Raw genomic sequence first — 20,286 nt, forward strand, 5'->3', positions numbered from 1 at the left:
ATATGAGCACCGAGAACCTCCCCCAGAGCCCTCAGCAGCCCGTCCGTAAGCCGCGGGTGGCCGTCGTCTTCGGCGGTCGCAGCTCCGAGCACGGGATCTCCGTGGTCACCGCCGGCGCGGTCCTCAGGGCCATCGACCGGACCAAGTACGAGGTCCTGCCGATCGGCATCACGCGCGAGGGCCGCTGGTTCCTCACCGCCGACGAGCCCGAGCGCATGGCGATCACCGACCGCCGTACGCCCGATGTCGACGAACTCGCCGAGTCGCGGGACGGCGGCGTGGTGCTCCCCGTCGACCCCGCGAACCGCGAAGTCGTCTACTACGAGGCCGGATCGGTGCCCAAGGCGCTCGGCGAGGTCGACGTCGTCTTCCCGGTGCTGCACGGTCCCTACGGCGAGGACGGCACCCTCCAGGGTCTGCTGGAGCTCTCCGGTGTCCCGTACGTGGGTTCGGGTGTGCTCGCCTCGGCCGTCGGCCAGGACAAGGAGTACATGAAGCGGGTGTTCACCTCCTTCGGGCTCAAGGTCGGCCCGTACGTGGTGATCCGGCCGCGCGAGTGGGAGCAGGACGAGCCGGCCGCCCGCAAGAAGATCGTCGACTTCGCCGGCGAGCACGGCTGGCCGCTCTTCGTGAAGCCCGCGCGCGCGGGTTCGTCGATCGGCATCACCAAGGTCGACGACCTCTCCGGGCTCGACGAGGCGATCGCCGAGGCCCAGCGCCACGACCCGAAGATCCTGGTCGAGGCGGCGCTGCGGGGCCGCGAGATCGAGTGCGGCGTCCTGGAGTTCGAGGACGGCCCCCGCGCCTCCGTCCCGGCCGAGATCCCGCCGCCGGACGCGCACGCGTACTACGACTTCGACGCCAAGTACATCGACTCGACCCCGGGGATCGTCCCGGCGCCGCTGACGGACGAGGAGACCGCCGAGGTCCGCAGGCTCGCGGTGGACGCCTTCGAGGCGGCGTCCTGCGAGGGCCTGGTGCGCGCGGACTTCTTCCTCACGGAGGACGGCGAGTTCGTCATCAACGAGATCAACACGATGCCCGGCTTCACCCCGATCTCGATGTACCCCCAGATGTGGCAGGCGACCGGGATCGCCTACCCCGAGCTGGTGGACCGCCTGGTGCAGGCGGCGCTGCGCAGGTCCACGGGACTGCGTTGATCCTGGGCTGATCCGGAGTCGGTCTAGTCGGCGATCCCCTCGGGGATCGCCTTCTTGACGGCGGAGGCGACGTCGACGAGTGGCGCCATGCCGTCTCCCGTGCGGTCCTTGGGGATCGTCACCTCGACGTACGCCCTGCGCAGGGTGGTGGTGAACCGGAACGACCCGCCGTCCTGCTTCTCCAGCAGCCACCCCACCCCGTTCACGTCGACCCCGTCGGCCTCCGGGTCGAGCATCTTCTCGGGCTGGTCGACACCGCAGCGCAGTATGATCGCCGGGTTCCCCCAGCCCGCGGTCAGCGCGGACGCGGGCGAGGGATCCCGGCGGCCGAGGTCGTCCACGGAGGACGGCAGCGCCTTGTCCAGGTTCCGGCACAGCTTGGTGACCGTTGCCGACGGGCTGGGAACCGCCGCCGACGTGTCACCGTCTGCTGAGGAGCAGCCCGCCGCAGCGAGCAGCAGGGCGAGCGAGGGCAGGCCGATGGGCCGGTGACGGAAAAGGTTCACCGGCCAAGGTTAGACGGGGGCTACAGATGCACGACCGGGCAGGTCAGGGTACGGGTGATCCCGTCCACCTGCTGGACCTTGGCGACCACCATGCGGCCGAGGTCGTCGACCGTGTCGGCCTGGGCCCGCACGATCACGTCGTACGGTCCCGTCACGTCCTCGGCCTGGACGATGCCAGGAATCTTGCTGATCTCCTCGGCGACGGTCGACGCTTTGCCGACCTCCGTCTGGATCAGGATGTACGCCTGTACCACGGAACCTCCAGGGCGGCCACGAGGATCATGTGGGGAAAAGGAACGCCACGGTATCGCGTCGCCGCTCGCCGCGGGGAGACCTGCGCGGACCACGGCTCGCGCGCCGAGGTGCGGGCACGGCAGAAGTTGACGGCTCTCTCGACCGTATCGAGGACACTGGTTACGCGCGACCGGGCACGGACAGGTACAGAAGGGGCCAAAGGGCAATGAAGGGCACTGTTGGTGAGCTCGGCGAGTTCGGGCTCATCAGGGAGCTCACCTCCCGTCTCACCACCACCCCCGCGGTCCGGGTCGGCCCCGGCGACGACGCCGCGGTGGTCGCCGCGCCCGACCGCAGGGTCGTGGCCAGCACCGACATCCTGCTGGAGGGCCGGCACTTCCGCCGGGACTGGTCCACGGCCTACGACGTCGGCCGCAAGGCCGCCGCACAGAACCTCGCCGACATCGCCGCCATGGGCGCGGTGCCGACGGCCCTGCTGCTCGGCCTCGTGGTGCCCGCCGAGCTGCCGGTCACCTGGCCGTCCGAGATGATGGACGGGCTGCGCGACGAGTGCCAGGTCGCCGGCGCCTCCGTGGTCGGCGGCGACGTCGTACGGGGCGACACGATCATGGTGTCGATCACCGCGCTCGGCGACCTGCGCAACCAGGAGCCGGTCACCCGGGGTGGCGCCCAGCCCGGCGACCTCGTCGCGGTGACCGGCTGGCTGGGCTGGTCCGCCGCCGGGTACGCGGTCCTCTCCCGCGGCTTCCGCTCACCCCGCGCCTTCGTCGAGGCCCACCGACGCCCCGAGCCGCCGTACCACGCGGGTCCGGCAGCGGCCTCGCTCGGCGCGACAGCGATGTGCGACGTCAGCGACGGGCTGATCGCCGACCTCGGGCACATCGCCGAGGCCAGCAAGGTCCGCATCGACATCCGCTCCGGCGCCATCGACATCCCGACGCAGATGAACGACATCGGGCAGGCCGTCGGCGTCGACCCCATCCAGTGGGTGCTCACCGGGGGAGAGGACCACGCGATCGTGGCGACGTTCCCGCCGGACGTGAAGCTGCCCGCCCGCTGGAAGGTGATCGGCGAGGTCCTCAACCCGTCCGCGCTGCCCCAGGTGACGGTCGACGGGGCGCCCTGGACCAGCAAGGGCGGCTGGGACCACTTCGGGGACATGGAGTCGTGAGCGCTTTTGGGGCGCCTCCCCGTGTACTGACCGTCGCCGGTTCCGACTCCGGCGGCGGGGCCGGGATCCAGGCCGACCTGAAGACGATGCTCGCGCTCGGGGTGCACGGCATGAGCGTGCTCACGGCGGTCACGGCGCAGAACTCCCTCGGTGTGCAGGGGGCTTGGGAGCTGCCGGTGGAGGCGGTGCGGGCCCAGTACCGCAGCGTCGTCGACGACATCGGCGTCCAGGCCGTGAAGACGGGCATGCTCGCCTCCGCCGAACTCGTCGAGGCCGTCGCCGAGTTGATCTCGGGCACCGACGCTCCCGTCGTCGTCGACCCGGTCGGTGTCTCCAAGCACGGTGACCCGCTGCTAGCGGCCTGCGCGCTGGACTCCGTGCGGACGAAGCTGCTGCCCGTCGCGACCGTCGCCACCCCGAACCTCGACGAGGTGGCCCAACTCGCGGGCTTGCGGGTCGAGTCGGAGGAGCAGCTGCGGGACGCGGCGGCCGCCGTGCTGGCATACGGGCCCCGGTGGGTGCTGGTCAAGGGCGGCCATCTCCCCGGTGACGCCGTGGACTTGCTGACGGACGGCGCCGAGGAGCACTGGCTGCGGGCGCCGAGGTACGACAACCGGCACACACACGGCACGGGCTGCACCCTCGCGTCCGCGATCGCGTCGCAGCTGGCGAAGGGGCAGTCCGTGCCGGAGGCCGTGACGGAGGCCAAGCGTTACGTCACCGGGGCGATCGCCGCCGGGTTCGCACTCGGCGCGGGCATCGGCCCCGTGGACCACGGCTGGGACCTCAGGCCTGGACGGGATACGCGCGGAGCTTGATGTCGGTGGCCGCCTTCTCGGTGAGCCGCTTGAAGAAGCCGGCCATCAGGCGTGAGCTGAGCAGCCGGTACATCCGGTCCCGGCTGCGGATGCGCCGCTCGGTCGGCGGGGCGAAGAACGGGCCCGCGTTGCCGGAGGTCTTCTGGCAGCCCTTGGCGAAGGACCGGATCCGGGTCTCGTACTCGGCGAACGCGGTCCGGTGCTCGCCGCCCGCCAGCGCCAGCTCACCGGCGAGGACGTACGCGCCGACGACGGCCACGCCCGTCCCCATACCGCCCATGGTCGCGCCGTACCCGGCGTCCCCGAGCAGGGCCACGCGCCCGTTGGTGAGACGGTCGACGTGGATCTGGGCGATCGCGTCGAAGTACAGGTCGTCGGTCTCTTCGAGGGCCTTGAGGACGCTCGCCGTCTCCCAGCCCATCCCCGCGAACCGCTCGGCGAGGATCCGTTTCTGCGCGGCCACGTCCCGGCGGTCGTACGACAGCCGCTCGGACCGGAAGACCAGCAGCGCGCCCGCGCGGTCGGGATCGCCGTCGTAGTTGTTGATGCCGACGGCGCGGCCGGGTTCGCAGTAGAAGCGTCCGGTGCGCTCCAGGCCCAGGGTGTTGGGCATCGCGAAGCCGGCCACGTAGTGGTCGAAGAAGCGCAGGTAGCGGGACTCGTCGCCGAAGACCAGCCGGCGGGTGTTCGAGTGCAGCCCGTCGGCGCCGACGACGAGGTCGAAGTGACGCGGCGCGCCCCTGTCGAAGGTGACGTCGACACCGTCGGAGGTCTCCGTGAGCGTGGCGATCGAGTCGTCGAAGACGTACTCGACGCTGTCCTTCGTGTGCTCGTACATGATCTGCGCGAGGTCGCCGCGGAAGATCTCCACGTCGCCGCTCATCATCTCGGCCGGCAGGTCCACGCGCGGGCTGCCGTCGGCGCCGACGACGGTCTGCGGGCCCATGTGGGTCTGGCGGGCGTGGATCTCGTCCCAGATGCCCATGGAGGTGAGGACCTCACGGTGGACATGGCCCCGGAAGTCGACCGCGAAGCCGCCCCCGCGCAGCTCGGGAGCCTTCTCGACGACGGTGACGCGGGCGCCGTACCGGACGAGGTTCAGCGCGAGCGCGGGGCCGGCGACGCTGGCGCCGGAGATGAGGACGTTCAGGTGGCTGAGGCTGCTCTGTGTCTTCGTCATGGGGACGAGCTTCGGGGCGGCCGCTGACCGTCCTCCTACCGTTCGCTGACCGCCGCTGACCGCACGCCGCGGCCCCGCTCGAACGCCTTGTCGTACGCCTCGGGCGACAGCTTCGTACGGACGTCCCGCTCGACGCGTACGACATCGGGGTCCCCGCGGGTCTCGGCGCCCCGCAGGCCCGCCGCCGCGCCCAGCAGCTCGGCCGCCCGCCCAGGCCGCTCGGCGACCCCCGCCAGGGCCTCGGTGAGCGTGGCGAGAACCTCGGCGCCGGGCGGCTCGTCGGCGACGGCACGGGCCTGCGCGAACCAGTCCCGGGCCTGCTCGACGTCACCCTCCGCGGCGGCCGTCCGGCCCAGCCCGACGAGGATGAGGGCGGTCTCGCCGAGGCTGAACCAGTTCGCCGAGCACAGCTCCAGGGCGCTTTCGTAGTGCACGCGCGCGTGGGCGCTGTCCCCGGTCAGCCGGGCCGTGTCCCCGAGCCCGCGCCAGGCGGCCGCCACCTTGTCGGGGACGCCCGCCGTGCGCGCGAGCGCCGCGGAGCGCGTGAAGTGTGCGGCGGCCTCCTCGGCGTCGCCCCGGTGCAGCAGTACGAACCCGCGCGAGCGCAGCAGGTCGGCGGTCTCCTCCGGGGCCTGGAGCTCCCGCACGTAGGTCAGGCCCTCGTCGAGGAGTTCCAGGGCGCGCGCGTACTCCCCGCGCCGGTTCGCGAACCCGCCCAGCGGATCGAGGCAGTTGGCCATGCCCCAGCGGTCGCCCGTCTCCCGGAAGCCGGCCAGGGAGCGGGCGAAGGCGGCCTCGGAGGCGGGCGCGTCGCCCGAGAACTGGTGCTGGTAGGCGACCCCCAGATCGAGCAGCGCGTGCCGCCAGGCCCCCTCACCCATCTGCACGCGCACGTGGTCGTTGAGGCCCGTCGCCACCGGGCCGCCGGTCAGCGACCACAGCACCATCGTGAACGGCAGCCGCAGCGGCCCCGCCAGCGACTCCATGAGCGCCGCCACGCGCGCGACGCGGCCGGCCTCGGTGGGGTCGTCGCCGCGCCCGGTGACGGTGTTCATCAGGCACAGCGCGTAGTCCTCGGCCAGCCCCTCGGGCGGCTCGTCTCCCACGGCCGTCAGCAGCGCGCGGGCCTGCGGAAGCTGCTCGCCGTGCAGCCCGCGCAACCGCCGGAACCAGGTCAGCGCCGCCATGAGCCGCAGCGCCGCGCCGGGATCGGTGGCGGTCAGACGGGTTACGGCCGCGTCCAGGTTGTCGTGCTCGGCGTCCAGCCGGGCCAGCCACGGCAACTGGTCCCGGCCGCGCAGATACGGCTCGGCGCGCTCGGCCAGCCGTAGGAAGTACCCGGCGTGCGCGTCCCGCAGGCCCGCCTCGCCCGTGCGCCGCTCGGCGGCGAACGCGCGGATCGTCTCCAGCATGCGGTACCGGCCCTCGGTCACCTCCAGGAAGGACTTCTCCACCAGCGAGGCCAGCAGGTCCTCCGGGTACGGCAGGGCGCACACCGCCTCCACCGCGTCGAGCGTGGCACCCCCGGAGAACGCGGTGAAGCGTCGGGCCAGCTCCCGCTCCTCCTCGTCCAGCAGGTCCCAGCTCCATTCCACGACCGCGCGCAGGGTGCGGTGCCGGGGCGCCTTGGAACGGTCGCCGCGGGACAGGAGGCGGAACCGGTCGTCGAGCCGGTCGGCCAGCTCGTCCGGGGTGAGGGTGCGCAGCCGGGCCGCCGCCAGTTCGATCGCCAGCGGCAGCCCGTCGAGGGCGGCGCAGATGTCGGGCACACGCGCGTGGCCCTCGAAATCGGGCCGCACGGCACGCGCGCGGTCCAGGAACAGCCGCACCGCGGGATCCGGCGGCAGCGGCGGCACGGGCACGAGGACCTCGCCGGTGATCCCGAGGGACTCCCGGCTGGTCGCCAGCACCCGCACCCCCGGGCAGGAGGCGAGGAGCAGTGCGGACAGCCGGGCCGCGTCATCGACCAGATGCTCGCAGTTGTCGAGGACGAGGAGCAGCTCCCGGTCCTCCAACGCGGCCAACAGACGGTCCGTGCCGTCCCCGGCGGGCGTACGGAATCCTTCACGCACCCCGAGCGCCGTGAGAACGGCGTACGGGATCCGCGCCCCGTCGACGAGCGGCGCCAGCTCCACGAAGCACACGTCCTCACGTGCGGTTGAGGGGGAGGGTGAGGGGGAGAGGGTTGCGTCGGCACGCGCGCGTGCCGTCTCGATCGCCAGCCGGGTCTTGCCGGCCCCGCCCGGTCCGGTGAGGGTGACGAGCCGGGCCTCGGACAGGGCGTCGGCGATCCGGGCGAGCTCGGTCTCCCGGCCGATGAAGCGGGTGAGCTGGACGGGCACGGAGGGCCGCCCGGGTGCGCCGCCCCGGAGGAGCTCCAGGTGGAGCGCGGCCAGCTCGGGCGACGGATCGGCGCCCAGCTCGTCGGCGAGGGTGCGCCGGGCCTCCTCGAACGCCGTGAGCGCTTCGGCGGGCCGGCCGCCCGCGTGCAGGGCCCGCATCAGCTGCCCGTAGAGCCGCTCGCTCAGCGGGTGCGCGGCCAGCAGCCCCCGCAGCTCGGGCACCAGCTCGGGCCCGCCGCCGAGCCCGAGATCAGCCTCCACGCGGTCCTGCGTTGCAGCCAGCCGCAGTTCGTCGAGCCGGGTCCGCTCGGCGTGCGCGTCGGGGAGGTCCGGCAGCGCCGGGCCGTGCCAGAGGGCGAGGGCCTCGCGCAGCAGGCCGGCCGCCCGGGTGTGGTCCCCGGCGGCGAGCGCGGCCCGGCCCTGCGCGGTCAGATGCTCGAACCGGTGGACGTCGACGGCGTCGGGCGGGACGGCGAGGCGGTAACCGGTGGGGGTGGCCTCGATCTCCGCGTGCGGGGCCAGTCGGCGGCGCAGCCGGGAGACCTGGGACTGAAGGGCGTTGCCCGCTCCGGCGGGCGGCTCGGCACCGTACAGGCCGTCGGTCAGGCGCTCCACGGAGACGCCGTGGCCCACGTCGAGCAGCAGGAGGGTGAGCAGGGCGCGGGGGCGGGGACCGCCGGCGTCGAGAGGCGTGCCGTCGTCGGTGCGGAGGTCCAGGGGGCCCAGGATGCCGTAGCGCATTCCCCGGAGTCTGGCAGGTGCGGGGATCTTGGGCACGGAAAGCAGTCGCCACAGCAGAAGGTGGGCACAGCAGAAAGTTGCACACCAGAAGGTGGGCACAGCAAGAAGCCGGTCCACACGAGGTGGACCGGCTCGATGCAGCGAACCAGCAGTGGCCGCGCGCTTAGCTGTGCGTCAGCGCGAGACCTTGCCGGCCTTGATGCACGAGGTGCAAGCGTTCACGCGCTTCGGCGTCCCGCCGACCACGGTACGGACGCGCTGGATGTTCGGGTTCCAGCGACGGGACGTACGGCGGTGCGAGTGCGAGATGTTGTTGCCGAAGCCCGGCCCCTTGCCGCAGACGTCGCAGTTGGCAGCCACGGGTCACTCCAAAGACTTCAGATGCACTTACGGTTGACCCCGGCATGCCGGGATCAGGATCGTAGGATCTGAGTGGCGGTGCCAGGGGGAAAGCCCGATGTGGATCGGGCAACCGGAGCAGCATACAACGACTGCGCCAGTGCAACGAAACTACCATGGCTGCTCAGGGCCCTGGACCCGGTCCCACCTCACCTGTTTCCGGTGGACAGCGGTCCGGGGTCTACGCTGCGTCCAGTCCAGCTCAAGGAGGCGCAGGTGGCGCAGGTGCCGCAGACATTCTTCGATGCTCTCGCGGTGCGCACCTGGTGCGGCCTCGCGCTCACGGCGCTGGGCCGGGCGCGCGAGGAGATCGACGCGATCAACGTCTACCCGGTCGCGGACGGGGACACCGGCACCAACCTGTACCTGACCGTCGAGTCGGCGGCGACCGCCGTCGAGGCCGTGTTCGCCGGGTACGAGGCCGGTTCCGCGCCCGCCGGGAAGCCCTCCCTCGCCGACGCCGCGCGCGCGATGGCGCACGGTGCGCTCATAGGCGCGCGCGGGAACTCGGGGACGATCCTCGCGCAGTTGCTGCGCGGCATGGCCCAGGTGCTCGCCACCGAGGGTGAGGCCTCTCACACCGACGCGGACGGGCTGCGCCTGGCCCTTCGGCACGCGGCCGACTCCGCCCGCCAGGCCGTCGCCCACCCCGTCGAGGGCACGGTCCTGTCGGTCGCCTCGGCCGCCGCCGACGCGGCCGGGGGAGCGGAGGGCGACTGCGGGACGGTCGCCCGGGCGGCCTACCAGGGGGCGTGCGTGGCGCTCGCCGCGACCCCGGGGCAGTTGGCGGTCCTGGAGCAGGCCGGAGTCGTGGACGCGGGCGGGCGGGGGCTGGTGGCGGTTCTCGCGGCGCTGGTGGAGACGTTCACGGGGGAGGTGCCTGGGCTCTTCGGCGCCGTGGTCGGATCGGCGGCCGGTTTCCCGGTCGGTTTCCCGGTCGGGTCGGTTTCCGTGGCGCACGCGCGCGTGGAGGGCGTTCAGGGGGCCGGCCCGGCGGAGGACTGCGCCGAGGGGCCGGACGGTGAGGGCGGCCCCGCCTTCGAGGTGATCTACCTCCTGGAAGCGGACGACGCGGCCGTGGCACGGCTGCGGCAGCGGCTGGACGACCTGGGCGACTCGCTCGTCGTGGTCGGCGGCGACGGCCTGTGGAACGTCCACGTGCACGTGGACGACGCGGGTGCCGCGGTCGAGGCGGGCGTCGAGGCCGGCCGGCCCTACCGGATCCGCATCACGCACTTCGGTGCCGACGACGCGCACACGCGCGGCAGCGAGCGTCCGCCCCGCGAACGCGTCCAGCGCGCGGTCGTCGCCGTCGTGCCCGGCGAGGGCCTGGCCGGGCTGTACACCGAGGCCGGCGCCACCACCGTGCTCGCGCGCCCGGGGGAGCCGCCCGCCAGCGGGGAACTCGTCGAGGCGGTACGACGTGCCCACGCGCGCGAGGTCGTGCTCCTGCCCAACGACGCCGACCTGCGCCACACCGCCGCCGCGGCAGCCGAGCAGGCCCGCACGGAGGGCATCCGGGTGGCCCTGATCCCGACCCGTTCCGCGGTCCAGGGGATCGCGGCGCTCGCCGTGCACGAGCCGGACCGCCGCTTCGACGAGGACGTCGTCTCGATGACCTCGGCGGCCGGCGCCACCCGCTACGCCGAGGTCGTCGTCGCCGAGCGTCAGTCGTGGACCATGGCCGGCATCTGCCAGGCCGGCGACGTCCTCGGACTCATCGACGGCGACGTGGCCGTCATCGGCTCCGACGTCACCGCCACCGCCGAGACCGTCCTGAACCGCATGCTGGCGGCGGGCGGCGAACTCGTCACCCTCGTACTCGGCGACGAAGCCCCCGAAGACGTCGCAGGGCACCTGGAGGCGCGGGTGCGGGAGGCGTATCTCGCCGTGGACACGGTGGTGTACCGGGGCGGGCGTCAGGGAGCGTTGATGTTGATCGGGGTGGAGTAGGGGGGCGAGGGAATCGTTCGACGATTCTCCTGTTCCCGAGAATAAGAGGCTTGAGAGCAAGAGGATCGTTCAACAATCCTCTTGCCCGTGCGTCCACTCGCCCTCGGGGATCGTTCAACGATCCTTCTGTTCCTCCGCCACCTGCAACAACTGCTCCGCCTCGGCCCGCCGCGACCGCACCGTCGCGTCCTCCTCCTGGTCGCCCCCGTCGGCACCGGCACCCGCACCGCCGTCGGAATCGGCGTAAGCCCTCAGCACCGCACGCGCGCGTGCCGCCGCCGCCGTGGGCCGGCCCAGGTCGGTCTCCAGCCAGCCGGCGGCCAGCTCGGCACCCGTCCGGGCGTGCAGGGTGCTGTCGCCCAGGGCGACGAACACCGCGACGGCCTCCGCCATCTGGCAGAGCGCCTCGTCCAACGCGGCCCGGATCGAGTCGTCGTCGGCGTCCTCGGCGGCGGAACGGGCCAGCAGGTCCCCGAACTGGCGGTGGGTGTGACCGAGTTCGGCGACGAGCCGCAGGCGCGCCTCGTCGTCCTCCGCCGCGTCGAACGCGTCCGCGCACTCCTCCACGGCACGCGTCATCAGGTCACGTGCCGTGTCCGGCCCGCCCTCCGTGCGCAACGCCAGCCACGCGCGGGCGCGCAGGGAGCGGACCAGTCCGTGGACGTTGCCGAGGCCGCGCCACAGCTCGCCCGCGCGCGCGTAGGCCTGGTCCGCCTCGGTGTGCAGGCCGGCCTGGCCGAGCGACTCGGCGGCCAGGTGGGCGAGGGTCGCGTGGTCGTGCTGCTCGGGCCAGTGCCGGGCGATCTCGGCGGCCTCGAGCCGGCGCTCGGCGGCGTCCCGGTGTTCCCCGAGCTCGCTCAGACAGTCACCGAGCCACCACTGCGTCTGGACGACCGCGCCGTCGCCGTGCGTCTCGGCGGTCAGGTCCGCGAGCGCCGACTCCAGAACCTCCGCGGCCTCGGCCCAGCGGCCCAGCCGCACCAGGAACCCGCCGAGCTGGTGCCGCGCCCACGCGCCGAACGTCGGGCCCGCGCCCGCCTCGTCGGCCCAGTGCGCCGCTTCCAGGGCGTGCTCCGCGGCCTCGTCGGCCTGCCCCCGGCCCCCGACGACCTCGGCGAGCTGGAGGTGCAGCTGGGACCGCCCCACCGCCTCCAGGAACGGTCCGCCGTGCTCCAGGGCCGCCCGCAGCGCCCGCTCCGCCTCCACCATGTCGCCCAACTGGTGGGCGAGACCGGCCAGCCGGGCCTCGTACTCCACGGCGAACCACGGCAGACCCGCCTCGACGAACTCGGCCGCGGCCCGCGCGAACAGCTCCGCGCCCGCCTCCGGGTCCCCGGAGTGCGTCGCGAGCTCCGCGAGCATCGCGTGCCCCTCGGCGACCCGGGCGGCCAGCCGTACGTCGTTCCCGGCCCGCCCGTCCACCAGCGCCAGCAGCTCCCGTACGGCAGCCTCGGCCTCCCTCAGAACCGTGTCCGCCACCGGCCCGTCGGCCTCGTGGACGCGCCGCATCAGGATCCGTGCCCGACCCATCAGCACGCCCGCCGCCTGCGGCACCTCCGTGCCCCCGTCGGCGTACAGCGCGAGGACCAGGTCGTACGGGTCGGCGACCGCCGCGAGTGCCTCGTCGACCTCACCGGCCAGGGCACGGACGTACGCCGCACGCGCGCGTGCGGCCAGAGCCTCTCCGGGGTCGCCCGCCCGCGCGTACAGCTCGGCGGCCTGCTCGAACGTTTCGGCCCCCTCGGCGCCCAGACCGATCGCCGCGTGGTCGGCGATCTCCGCGCGGTCACGCGCCTGCAGTTCCACGCCCTCCGTCTCCTCGGCCAGCCGCGCCACCCGCGCCCACGCCTCGACGGCGTGCGGCCGAAGGGTGTCCGACAGCCGCCGGGCCTCGACGAGCAGGGCCGACAGGTCCGGTTCGCCGTCCTCCTGGGCCGGAGCGGGCGCCGTTAGAGCCACAGCGACCACGGCGGAGGCCGGGCGAGCCGCCCGCACTCCCAGGGGCAACCGTTCCACCAGAGGACGCTGCGCCATACGCGCGCGGGCCCGCTCGCTGACGTACGCCGTGCCGTTGCGCTCGTCGAACCGCGCGGCCAGCGCGAGGGCCTCCGCGCGCGCGTGCACGGCGAGTGCGTCGGCCGTCCACTCCCGCCCGGCCGCCCCGGGCACCCGCTGACCTCCCAGCCCGAGCTCGGCCAGGCGCTCCATGAGCAGCACCACGACGCTCAGGAACTCCAGCCTGCTGCGCGGATGCCCCTCGTCCGTGAAGTACGCCGGCCGCTCCGCGAGCAGCTCCAGGCCCCGTGCCTCGTTGCCGGTGAGCGCGCAGAACTCGACGTGGTCGGCGTAGGCGCCCCGCATGCTCTCCATGGGCCGCACCAGCCGGAAACCCCGCAGATGGTGCGCTCGGGCCTCCTCCAGACGGCCCAGCCGCAGCAGCGGCACCAGGGACGACGCGAGCACGGTGTGCGGCTCGTGCGCGCACGTGTACTCGCCCTCCAGGACCGGCGCCCACACCTCCAGCGCCTCCGCGTCACGGCCGCGCTCCGCCTGCCACCAGCCCTGCCCGTGCAGCTCGCACGCGTGACAGTCGGCCATGGTGTCCCGGTCCGCCGCCAGCCAGGCGGCGAACGCCCGCTCGGCCCGTTCCACGTCCCCCACGTGCGCGGCCACGCTGAACTCGGCGCTGCGCACCGCCCGCTCGGAGTGCCCGGCGAGCCGGTAGCGGTGCTCCATCTCGCCGAGCCACTTCTCCACCGACGCCAGCGGCACATGCGGCTGGTCGAGCATCCCGGCCGACACCCACTTGAAGACCCAGTGCAGCGAGTGCGTCTCGTAGTCGTCGAAGTCCTCGGGCCGCTCGTCCCACAGGCGCAGCAGCCGCGCGAACGGGACGAACATCTTCGCCTTCTCGGAGCTGTAGTTGTAGACCTTCAGCTGGTGCCCGAGCGCCTCGATCACGGCAAGCGGGATGTTCAGCTTCTCCGCCTCCAGCAACAGCCGCTCCGCGCGCGCGTTGCGAGCCGGCCCCTCCGGCTGTTCGCCGTTCTCCGCCATCGCCCGGCGGAGGGAGTCGAAGTCCGTGATCTCACTCATCGGTGGCCCCCTGTCCCTCTGTCGACTCCCCCTGTGCGGACTCCCCGTGCGTGGCCCACTCCAGGAGACCGATGAACGCCCGGTTCAGCAGCGCCGAGTCCGCGGGCCGCAGCGGGCGCTGCGCCATCAGCAGCGCCTGCCCGTACAGCGACTCCGTGGCGGTGCCGATCAGTTCAGGATCGTTCAACGAACTGATCCGCCGGATCAGCGGGTTGAGATGGTTGAGCACCAGACGCGCGCGCGGGGCGCTCCCGCGCAGCGAGCCCAGGATGCCCGCCCACAGATCGTCGGCCTGCGCCTCCGCCTCCGCGCGCGCCTGCTCGTGCCGGGCCGCCCGGTCGTCGAGATGCAGCGCGGGCACCGACAACGGGTGGAAGGCCCGTAGGGCGACGTCACAGCCCAGCGGGTCGAGCTTCGCCCGCGCGGCCGCCAGGAAGCCCGTCAGCGCCAGCTCGTCGGCCGGGTCGACGGCGTCCAGGTGCGCGGTCACGGTGTCCGCGTCCAGCTCGGCGACGACCGTCCCCGGCCGCACCGACGGCAGCGCCTCGACCAGCTCGCTGTCGTACGTGTAACCGCCGTTGATCACCCCGACGCCCTGCGCGGACGCGATCGGCGCCACCTGCCGGTACTCCTCCACGGTCCGCGTGAAGTGCACCAGCGGGTGCCGCTGCGCGAACTCCTCCAGCGACAGCCGTCCGTCGGTCGTCTCGAAGGGCAGCCACGGCAGCATCGTGCGCAGCATCTCCTTGTCGTGCCGCGCCAGGGACTTCACGCCCAGGTGGTGCACCGCCAGGAAAGCCGCGAGCCGCTCCGGATCACCGGCGGCCAGACCCGTCAACCACGACCGGATCCGTTCCCCCAGCGCCTCCCGCACCCCGGCCAGCGTCTCGTCCTCGTACAGCGACTCCCGCGAGGCCGTCGGCCGCAGACTGTCGGTGTCCAGGACGCAGCGCACGAAGAACGCCCAGTCGGGCAGCAGCTGTTCGCCCCGCTCGGTCAGCAGCATGCCCTTGAGGTGCACCCGGTGACCAGCGCGCTGCGCCGGGCTGACCGCCGACGGCAGCACGTACGCCACCCCGCGGATCCCCGCCAGCGGCACGTCCAGCTCGACCGAGTCCAACGGCGTGAACCCGAACTGCTCATGACAGTGCCGGGCCAGCGCCACCCGCCGGTTGGCGGGGGAGGGGTACGCCCGGTCCCAGGGCGCGGGCAGATCCGTGACCGCCTCGTCGCCGACCCGGACGTCGTACGGCAGCAGTGAGCCGAAGTCCCGGGCCAGTTGCAGGACCCGCGGCTCGGTGAGCCACTCCCCGGCACCGGCCCGCGCCACCAGATGCACGGTGGTTCCCGGCTCGGGCCGCTCCTCGTGGGGCAGCGTCCGCACGGTGTACGACCCGTCGTCGCGCGCCGTCCACTCCACGGGCGGCGCGTCCGGCGTACGGGCGCTGCGGCTGACCACGCGGATCCGCTCGGCGACCACGAAGCAGGCCAGCAGCCCGATGCCGAACTGCCCGAGGAAGTCCGAACGGACGTCCTGCAGCCCCTCGGCACGCTTGGAACTGCGCCCGATGGTGGCCAGCAGGCTGTGCACGTCGGCCTCGGTGAGCCCGACGCCGGAGTCCTCCACCCGCAGCCGGCCGTCCGCCGCGAACAGGCGCACCCGCGCCGGGGCGTCGGGCTCCTCGGTCCGCCGGGCGGTGATGGCGTCCACGGCGTTCTGCAGCAGCTCGCGCAGGTAGACCCTGGGACTGGAGTAGAGGTGATGGGACAGCAGGTCCACCAGACCGCGCAGGTCGACCTGGAACGTGTGAGGTGACGGGGATGCCTGGGATGACTGTGAGGTCTGGGAGTCCATCGCTGCAGCGCCGCGGGCTGGGGACGATCACGGCGCGGGGTCGGGCGGTCCCGGTGGGGCGGTGACCGCGGATGATGGCCGGAGCGCGCCATCCTAGAGCCCGAACGAGCCGTCTGACCAGGGGTTTCAGGACATGTATACGGCAATGTCAGTGGCGTGGTGTGCAATGGATCTCGTGCCCGCACTGGAAGAACCACTCAAAAAAGTGCTCGGCCCCGCCACCGCGAAGGTGATGGCCGAGCACCTCGGCCTGCACACCGTCGGCGACCTCCTGCACCACTATCCCCGCAGATACGAGGAGCGTGGCCAGCTCACCCACCTCGCCGACCTCCCCATGGACGAGCACGTGACCGTGGTCGCCCAGGTCGCCGACGCCCGCCTGCACAGCTTCGCCTCCGCCAAGGCCCCCCGAGGCAAGGGCCAGCGCCTGGAGGTGACGATCACCGACGGCAGTGGCCGACTTCAGCTGGTCTTCTTCGGCAGCGGCGTCCACAAACCCCACAAGGATCTCCTGCCCGGCACGCGCGCGATGTTCGCGGGCAAGGTCTCGGTCTTCAATCGCCGCCTCCAACTGGCCCACCCGGCCTACGAACTGCTGCGCGGCGACACCGACGAATCCGCGGAGACCTGGGCGGGCGCCCTCATCCCGCTCTACCCCGCCACCGCCAAACTGGAGTCCTGGAAGATCGGCAAGGCGATCCAGACGGTCCTGCCCAGTGCCCAGGAGGCCGTCGACCCCCTCCCGGACTCCCTGCGCGACGGCCGCGGCCTGGTCTCCCTCCCCGAGGCCCTCCTCAAGATCCACCGCCCGCACACCAAGGCCGACATCGCCGACGCCCGCACCCGCCTGAAGTGGGACGAGGCCTTCGTCCTCCAGGTCGCCCTCGCCCGCCGACGCCACGCCGACGCCCAACTCCCGGCCGTCCCCCGTAGACCCGCCCCCGACGGCCTTCTCACCGCCTTCGACGCCCGCCTGCCCTTCACCCTCACGGAGGGCCAGCAGAAGGTCTCCAAGGAGATCTTCGACGACCTGGCGACGGAGCACCCGATGCACCGGCTGCTCCAGGGGGAGGTCGGAAGCGGGAAAACGATGGTCGCCCTCCGCGCCATGCTCGCCACGGTCGACGCGGGCGGTCAGGCCGCCATGCTCGCCCCCACCGAAGTGCTCGCCCAGCAGCACCACCGCTCCGTCGTCGAGATGATGGGCGACCTGGCCGAGGGCGGGATGCTCGGCGGATCCGAGCAGGCCACCAAGGTCGTGCTGCTGACCGGATCCATGGGCATGGCCGCACGACGGCAGGCACTGCTCGACCTCGTCACCGGAGAGGCCGGCATCGTGATCGGCACGCACGCGTTGATCGAGGACAAGGTCCAGTTCCACGACCTCGGGCTCGTCGTGGTGGACGAACAGCACCGCTTCGGCGTCGAGCAGCGCGACGCCCTGCGCGGCAAGGGCAGACAACCCCCGCACCTGCTCGTCATGACGGCCACGCCCATCCCGCGCACCGTTGCCATGACCGTCTTCGGCGACCTGGAGACGTCCGTCCTCGACCAGCTCCCGGCCGGCCGCTCGCCCATCGCCAGCCATGTCGTCCCGGCCGCCGACAAACCCCACTTCCTGGCGCGCGCGTGGGAGCGCGTGCGCGAGGAGGTGGCGAACGGCCACCAGGCGTACGTCGTCTGCCCCCGGATCGGTGATGAGGAGGACGACCCGAAGAAGGCCGGCAAGGCCAAGAAGAAGTCCCCCGAGGACGAGGCCGAGAAGCGGCCCCCGCTCGCCGTCCTCGATGTGGCCGACCAACTCGCCAAGGGCGCCCTCCAGGGCCTCCGGGTCGAGGTCCTGCACGGCCGCATGCACCCCGACGACAAGGACGCCGTCATGCGCCGCTTCGCCGCGGGCGACACCGACGTCCTGGTCGCCACGACCGTCATCGAGGTCGGCGTCAACGTCCCGAACGCCACCGCGATGGTGATCATGGACGCCGACCGCTTCGGTGTCTCCCAGCTACACCAGCTGCGCGGTCGGGTGGGGCGTGGCTCGGCCCCCGGCCTCTGCCTGCTGGTGACGGAGATGCCGGAGGCGAGCGCGGCCCGCCAGCGCCTCAACGCGGTCGCCGCCACCCTCGACGGCTTCGAACTCTCCCGTATCGACCTCGAACAGCGCCGCGAGGGCGACGTCCTCGGCCAGGCCCAGTCCGGCGCCCGTTCCTCCCTGCGCGTACTCGCCGTCATCGAGGACGAGGAGGTCATCGCGGAGGCGAGAGAGGAGGCGGCGGCGGTGGTGGCGGCAGACCCGGAGCTGACGGGACTTCCCGGCCTCCGCACGGCCCTGGACGCCCTCTTGGACGAGGAGAGGGAGCAGTACTTGGAAAAGGGCTGAGGGCAGCCCACCCGGGGGGCGCGGGGCTGTAATCCATATGCGGCCACCGGCGCGCGGGCGCGAAGAGCCACAACGGACCCGCACCCGCCGACGGCGAAGACGCACCCACCCGTGCCGCCTGCCAAACTGAACCGCAAAGCCGCCCACGAAGAAGGACTCCCCAATGACCCGCGTGATCGCCGGCCGGGCAGGCGGACGGCGCCTCTCAGTGCCGCCCGGCACCGGAACCCGGCCAACATCCGACCGCGCGCGCGAGGGTCTCTTCTCCACCTGGCAGTCCCTGCTGGGCGGCGGCCCCCTCGACGGCGAACGAGTCCTGGACCTCTATGCCGGATCAGGGGCGGTAGGTCTGGAGGCCCTCTCCCGAGGCGCTAGCCACACCCTCCTGGTGGAGGCCGACGCCCGCGCCGCCCGCGTCATCCGGGAGAACGTGAGAAACCTCGCCCTCCCCGGCGCCGAGGTCCGCGCGGGCAAGGCCCAACAGGTCATCCAGGCGGAGCCGGCCGCGCCGTACGACCTCGTCTTCCTCGACCCCCCGTACGCCGTCTCGGACGACGATCTTCGGGAGATCCTGCTCACACTCCGCTCGGGGGGCTGGCTCACGGCCGATGCCCTCGTCACCGTGGAGCGCAGCACCAGAGGCGGGGAGTTCCACTGGCCGGACGGTTTCGAAGCGCTCCGGGCCCGTCGCTACGGCGAGGGAACGTTTTGGTACGGTCGCGCCGCCTCTACGTGCGAAGACGCACGATGACCGGACCGGAGAGCGAGGGATCACAAGTGCGCCGCGCCGTCTGTCCCGGGTCGTTCGACCCGATCACCAACGGACACCTCGACATCATTTCCCGCGCCTCCCGTCTCTATGACGAGGTCTATGTCGCGGTCATGATCAACAAGTCCAAGAAGGGCCTGTTCGAGATCGACGAGCGGATCGACCTGATCCGCCAGGTCACCGCCGAGTACGGCAACGTACGGGTCGAGGCCTTCCACGGCCTCCTCGTCGACTTCTGCAAGCAGCGCGAGATCCCCGCCATCGTGAAGGGTCTGCGCGCGGTCAGCGACTTCGACTACGAACTGCAGATGGCCCAGATGAACAACGGTCTCTCGGGTGTCGAGACGCTGTTCGTGCCCACCAACCCCACCTACAGTTTCCTCTCCTCCTCCCTGGTCAAGGAGGTCGCCACCTGGGGCGGGGACGTCTCGCACCTCGTTCCGGCGATCGTCCTGGAGGCGCTCAACGAGCGCCTGCGCAACGACTGATGGGACTACAGTCGTCCCGTCCGTCTCCAACACAGCTGTAGAGAGTGGCGAGCAACCGGTGGACGTGCAGAAGAAGCTCGACGAGATCGTCACGGCGGTCTCCAGTGCCCGGTCGATGCCGATGTCGGCCTCGTGCGTGGTCAACCGCGCGGACCTGCTCGCCCTGCTCGAAGAGGTGCGCGCGGCCCTGCCCGACTCGCTCGCCCAGGCCCAGGAGCTGATCGGCGGCCGTGAGCAGATGGTCGAGCAGGCCCGCCAGGAGGCCGAGCGGATCATCTCCACCGCGCACGCCGAGCGCGGCTCCCTGATCTCGGACACCGAGATCGCCCGCCGCTCCCAGTCCGAGGCCGACCGCATCCTCGCCGAGGCCCGCAAGGAGGCCGAGGAGGTCCGCGCGGAGGCCGACGACTACGTCGACTCCAAGCTCGCCAACTTCGAGGTCGTCCTCACCAAGACGCTCGGCTCCGTCGGCCGCGGCCGCGAGAAGCTCCTCGGCACCGGCCCCGGCGTCGACGAGAACGGCTACGAGGACGAGGACGCCCCCGAGCGCAGCCACGACCCGGAGACCCTGCGCCGCGACGCCGACTCCTACGTCGACACCAAGCTGGGCGCCTTCGAGGCGGTCCTCGCCAAGACCCTGGAGGCGGTCGGCCGCGGCCGCCAGAAGCTGCACGGCCGCATCGCCACGGACGACCTCGGCGTCCTCGCCGACGACAACACGACCTTCCAGCACTCCTCCGACGCCGACTACCTCGCCGACCTGACCGCCCTCGCCGAGCGGGACGCCGCGGCCGAGCAGCCCGTCCAGCAGCCGTACGAGCAGCCGCAGGAGGCCTACGCCTACCAGCAGCAGCCGGACCCGTACACCGGCGGCTACGGGCAGCAGCAGGGCTACGGCCAGCAGGACGCGTACGGCTACCAGCAGGCCGACCCCTACGCGTACCAGGGCTACGACACCCAGCAGGCGCCCTACGACCCCCACCAGGCCGCGCAGCAACAGCCTCAGCAGCCCCAACAACCCCAGCAGGGGTACGCCCTCGACGAGACCAGTCTCTTCGACACCAGCATGATCAGCGCCGAACAGCTGCGTGCCTACGAGCAGGAACGCGGTCTGTAGGAACCTGCCGGAACGGGGTTGCGCACACCCGATTGGGCTGTGGGCGAAAGCTCCAG

General features: G+C 72.4%; 14 protein-coding genes and 1 pseudogene. 8 read left to right on the forward strand and 7 right to left on the reverse strand.

What is annotated here, in order from left to right:
* Positions 1 to 2: 2 nt before the first annotated feature.
* Entirely contained in the window at positions 3 to 1,160 is a 1,158-nt protein-coding gene (locus OG289_RS35340; protein ID WP_327318095.1) for a D-alanine--D-alanine ligase family protein, read from the forward strand.
* Between the two features lie 23 nt (positions 1,161 to 1,183).
* Here the strand turns inward: OG289_RS35340 and OG289_RS35345 are convergent, their stop codons facing one another.
* Both OG289_RS35345 and OG289_RS35350 read right to left on the reverse strand, forming a co-directional pair.
* On the reverse strand, positions 1,184 to 1,666 hold the full coding sequence (locus OG289_RS35345; protein WP_327318096.1) for a DUF3515 domain-containing protein: 483 nt from the start codon (positions 1,664 to 1,666) through the stop codon (positions 1,184 to 1,186).
* Between the two features lie 20 nt (positions 1,667 to 1,686).
* On the reverse strand, positions 1,687 to 1,920 hold the full coding sequence (locus tag OG289_RS35350) for an Lrp/AsnC family transcriptional regulator (protein WP_327318097.1): 234 nt from the start codon (positions 1,918 to 1,920) through the stop codon (positions 1,687 to 1,689).
* Positions 1,921 to 2,126: 206 nt separating this feature from the next.
* Here OG289_RS35350 and OG289_RS35355 point away from each other — a divergent pair, with 206 nt between their 5' ends.
* Both OG289_RS35355 and thiD read left to right on the forward strand, forming a co-directional pair.
* Positions 2,127 to 3,092 carry a thiamine-phosphate kinase gene (locus OG289_RS35355; RefSeq protein WP_327318098.1) on the forward strand — a complete coding sequence of 322 codons (966 nt, stop codon included), beginning with the start codon at positions 2,127 to 2,129 and terminating at the stop codon, positions 3,090 to 3,092.
* On the forward strand, positions 3,089 to 3,910 hold the full coding sequence (gene thiD, locus OG289_RS35360; RefSeq protein WP_327318099.1) for a bifunctional hydroxymethylpyrimidine kinase/phosphomethylpyrimidine kinase: 822 nt from the start codon (positions 3,089 to 3,091) through the stop codon (positions 3,908 to 3,910). Before OG289_RS35355 ends, thiD begins: the two co-directional genes overlap by 4 nt.
* On the opposite strand, the gene OG289_RS35365 is transcribed toward thiD, so the two are convergent.
* The 3 genes from OG289_RS35365 to rpmB all read right to left on the reverse strand — a co-directional run bounded on the left by OG289_RS35365 (position 3,879) and on the right by rpmB (position 8,533).
* A complete protein-coding gene (locus OG289_RS35365) occupies positions 3,879 to 5,090 on the reverse strand; it encodes an FAD-dependent monooxygenase (RefSeq protein WP_327318100.1) in 1,212 nt (403 codons plus the stop codon). The two genes, thiD and OG289_RS35365, sit on opposite strands and share 32 nt — an antisense overlap.
* A 35-nt stretch (positions 5,091 to 5,125) precedes the next feature.
* Positions 5,126 to 8,173 carry an ATP-binding protein gene (locus OG289_RS35370; protein ID WP_327318101.1) on the reverse strand — a complete coding sequence of 1,016 codons (3,048 nt, stop codon included), beginning with the start codon at positions 8,171 to 8,173 and terminating at the stop codon, positions 5,126 to 5,128.
* A 174-nt stretch (positions 8,174 to 8,347) separates the two neighbouring features.
* A complete protein-coding gene (gene rpmB, locus OG289_RS35375; protein ID WP_003993230.1) occupies positions 8,348 to 8,533 on the reverse strand; it encodes a 50S ribosomal protein L28 in 186 nt (61 codons plus the stop codon).
* 255 nt (positions 8,534 to 8,788) lie between these two features.
* Here rpmB and OG289_RS35380 point away from each other — a divergent pair, with 255 nt between their 5' ends.
* The gene (locus OG289_RS35380) at positions 8,789 to 10,525 is read left to right on the forward strand and encodes a DAK2 domain-containing protein (RefSeq protein ID WP_327318102.1); all 1,737 of its coding nucleotides are present in this window, start codon (positions 8,789 to 8,791) and stop codon (positions 10,523 to 10,525) included.
* A gap of 114 nt (positions 10,526 to 10,639) precedes the next feature.
* On the opposite strand, the gene OG289_RS35385 is transcribed toward OG289_RS35380, so the two are convergent.
* A complete protein-coding gene (locus tag OG289_RS35385) occupies positions 10,640 to 13,621 on the reverse strand; it encodes a tetratricopeptide repeat protein (protein WP_327318103.1) in 2,982 nt (993 codons plus the stop codon).
* The gene (locus tag OG289_RS35390) at positions 13,614 to 15,476 is read right to left on the reverse strand and encodes an HSP90 family protein (RefSeq protein WP_327318104.1); all 1,863 of its coding nucleotides are present in this window, start codon (positions 15,474 to 15,476) and stop codon (positions 13,614 to 13,616) included. Before OG289_RS35390 ends, OG289_RS35385 begins: the two co-directional genes overlap by 8 nt.
* 166 nt (positions 15,477 to 15,642) lie before the next feature.
* Between OG289_RS35390 and recG the strand changes: the two genes are divergently transcribed.
* The 4 genes and pseudogenes from recG to OG289_RS35410 all read left to right on the forward strand — a co-directional run bounded on the left by recG (position 15,643) and on the right by OG289_RS35410 (position 20,230).
* A complete protein-coding gene (gene recG, locus OG289_RS35395; protein WP_327318105.1) occupies positions 15,643 to 17,856 on the forward strand; it encodes an ATP-dependent DNA helicase RecG in 2,214 nt (737 codons plus the stop codon).
* Between the two features lie 154 nt (positions 17,857 to 18,010).
* A pseudogene (rsmD, locus tag OG289_RS35400) lies at positions 18,011 to 18,607 on the forward strand (16S rRNA (guanine(966)-N(2))-methyltransferase RsmD); the annotation flags it as partial.
* 26 nt (positions 18,608 to 18,633) lie between these two features.
* Positions 18,634 to 19,113 carry a pantetheine-phosphate adenylyltransferase gene (gene coaD / locus OG289_RS35405; RefSeq protein ID WP_327320901.1) on the forward strand — a complete coding sequence of 160 codons (480 nt, stop codon included), beginning with the start codon at positions 18,634 to 18,636 and terminating at the stop codon, positions 19,111 to 19,113.
* 58 nt (positions 19,114 to 19,171) lie between these two features.
* Positions 19,172 to 20,230 carry an ATP synthase F0 subunit B gene (locus OG289_RS35410; RefSeq protein ID WP_327318106.1) on the forward strand — a complete coding sequence of 353 codons (1,059 nt, stop codon included), beginning with the start codon at positions 19,172 to 19,174 and terminating at the stop codon, positions 20,228 to 20,230.
* Positions 20,231 to 20,286 lie beyond the last annotated feature (56 nt).

Origin of the sequence: Streptomyces sp. NBC_01235 (genome assembly GCF_035989285.1) — a bacterium.
In the GTDB taxonomy this organism is placed as follows: domain Bacteria; phylum Actinomycetota; class Actinomycetes; order Streptomycetales; family Streptomycetaceae; genus Streptomyces.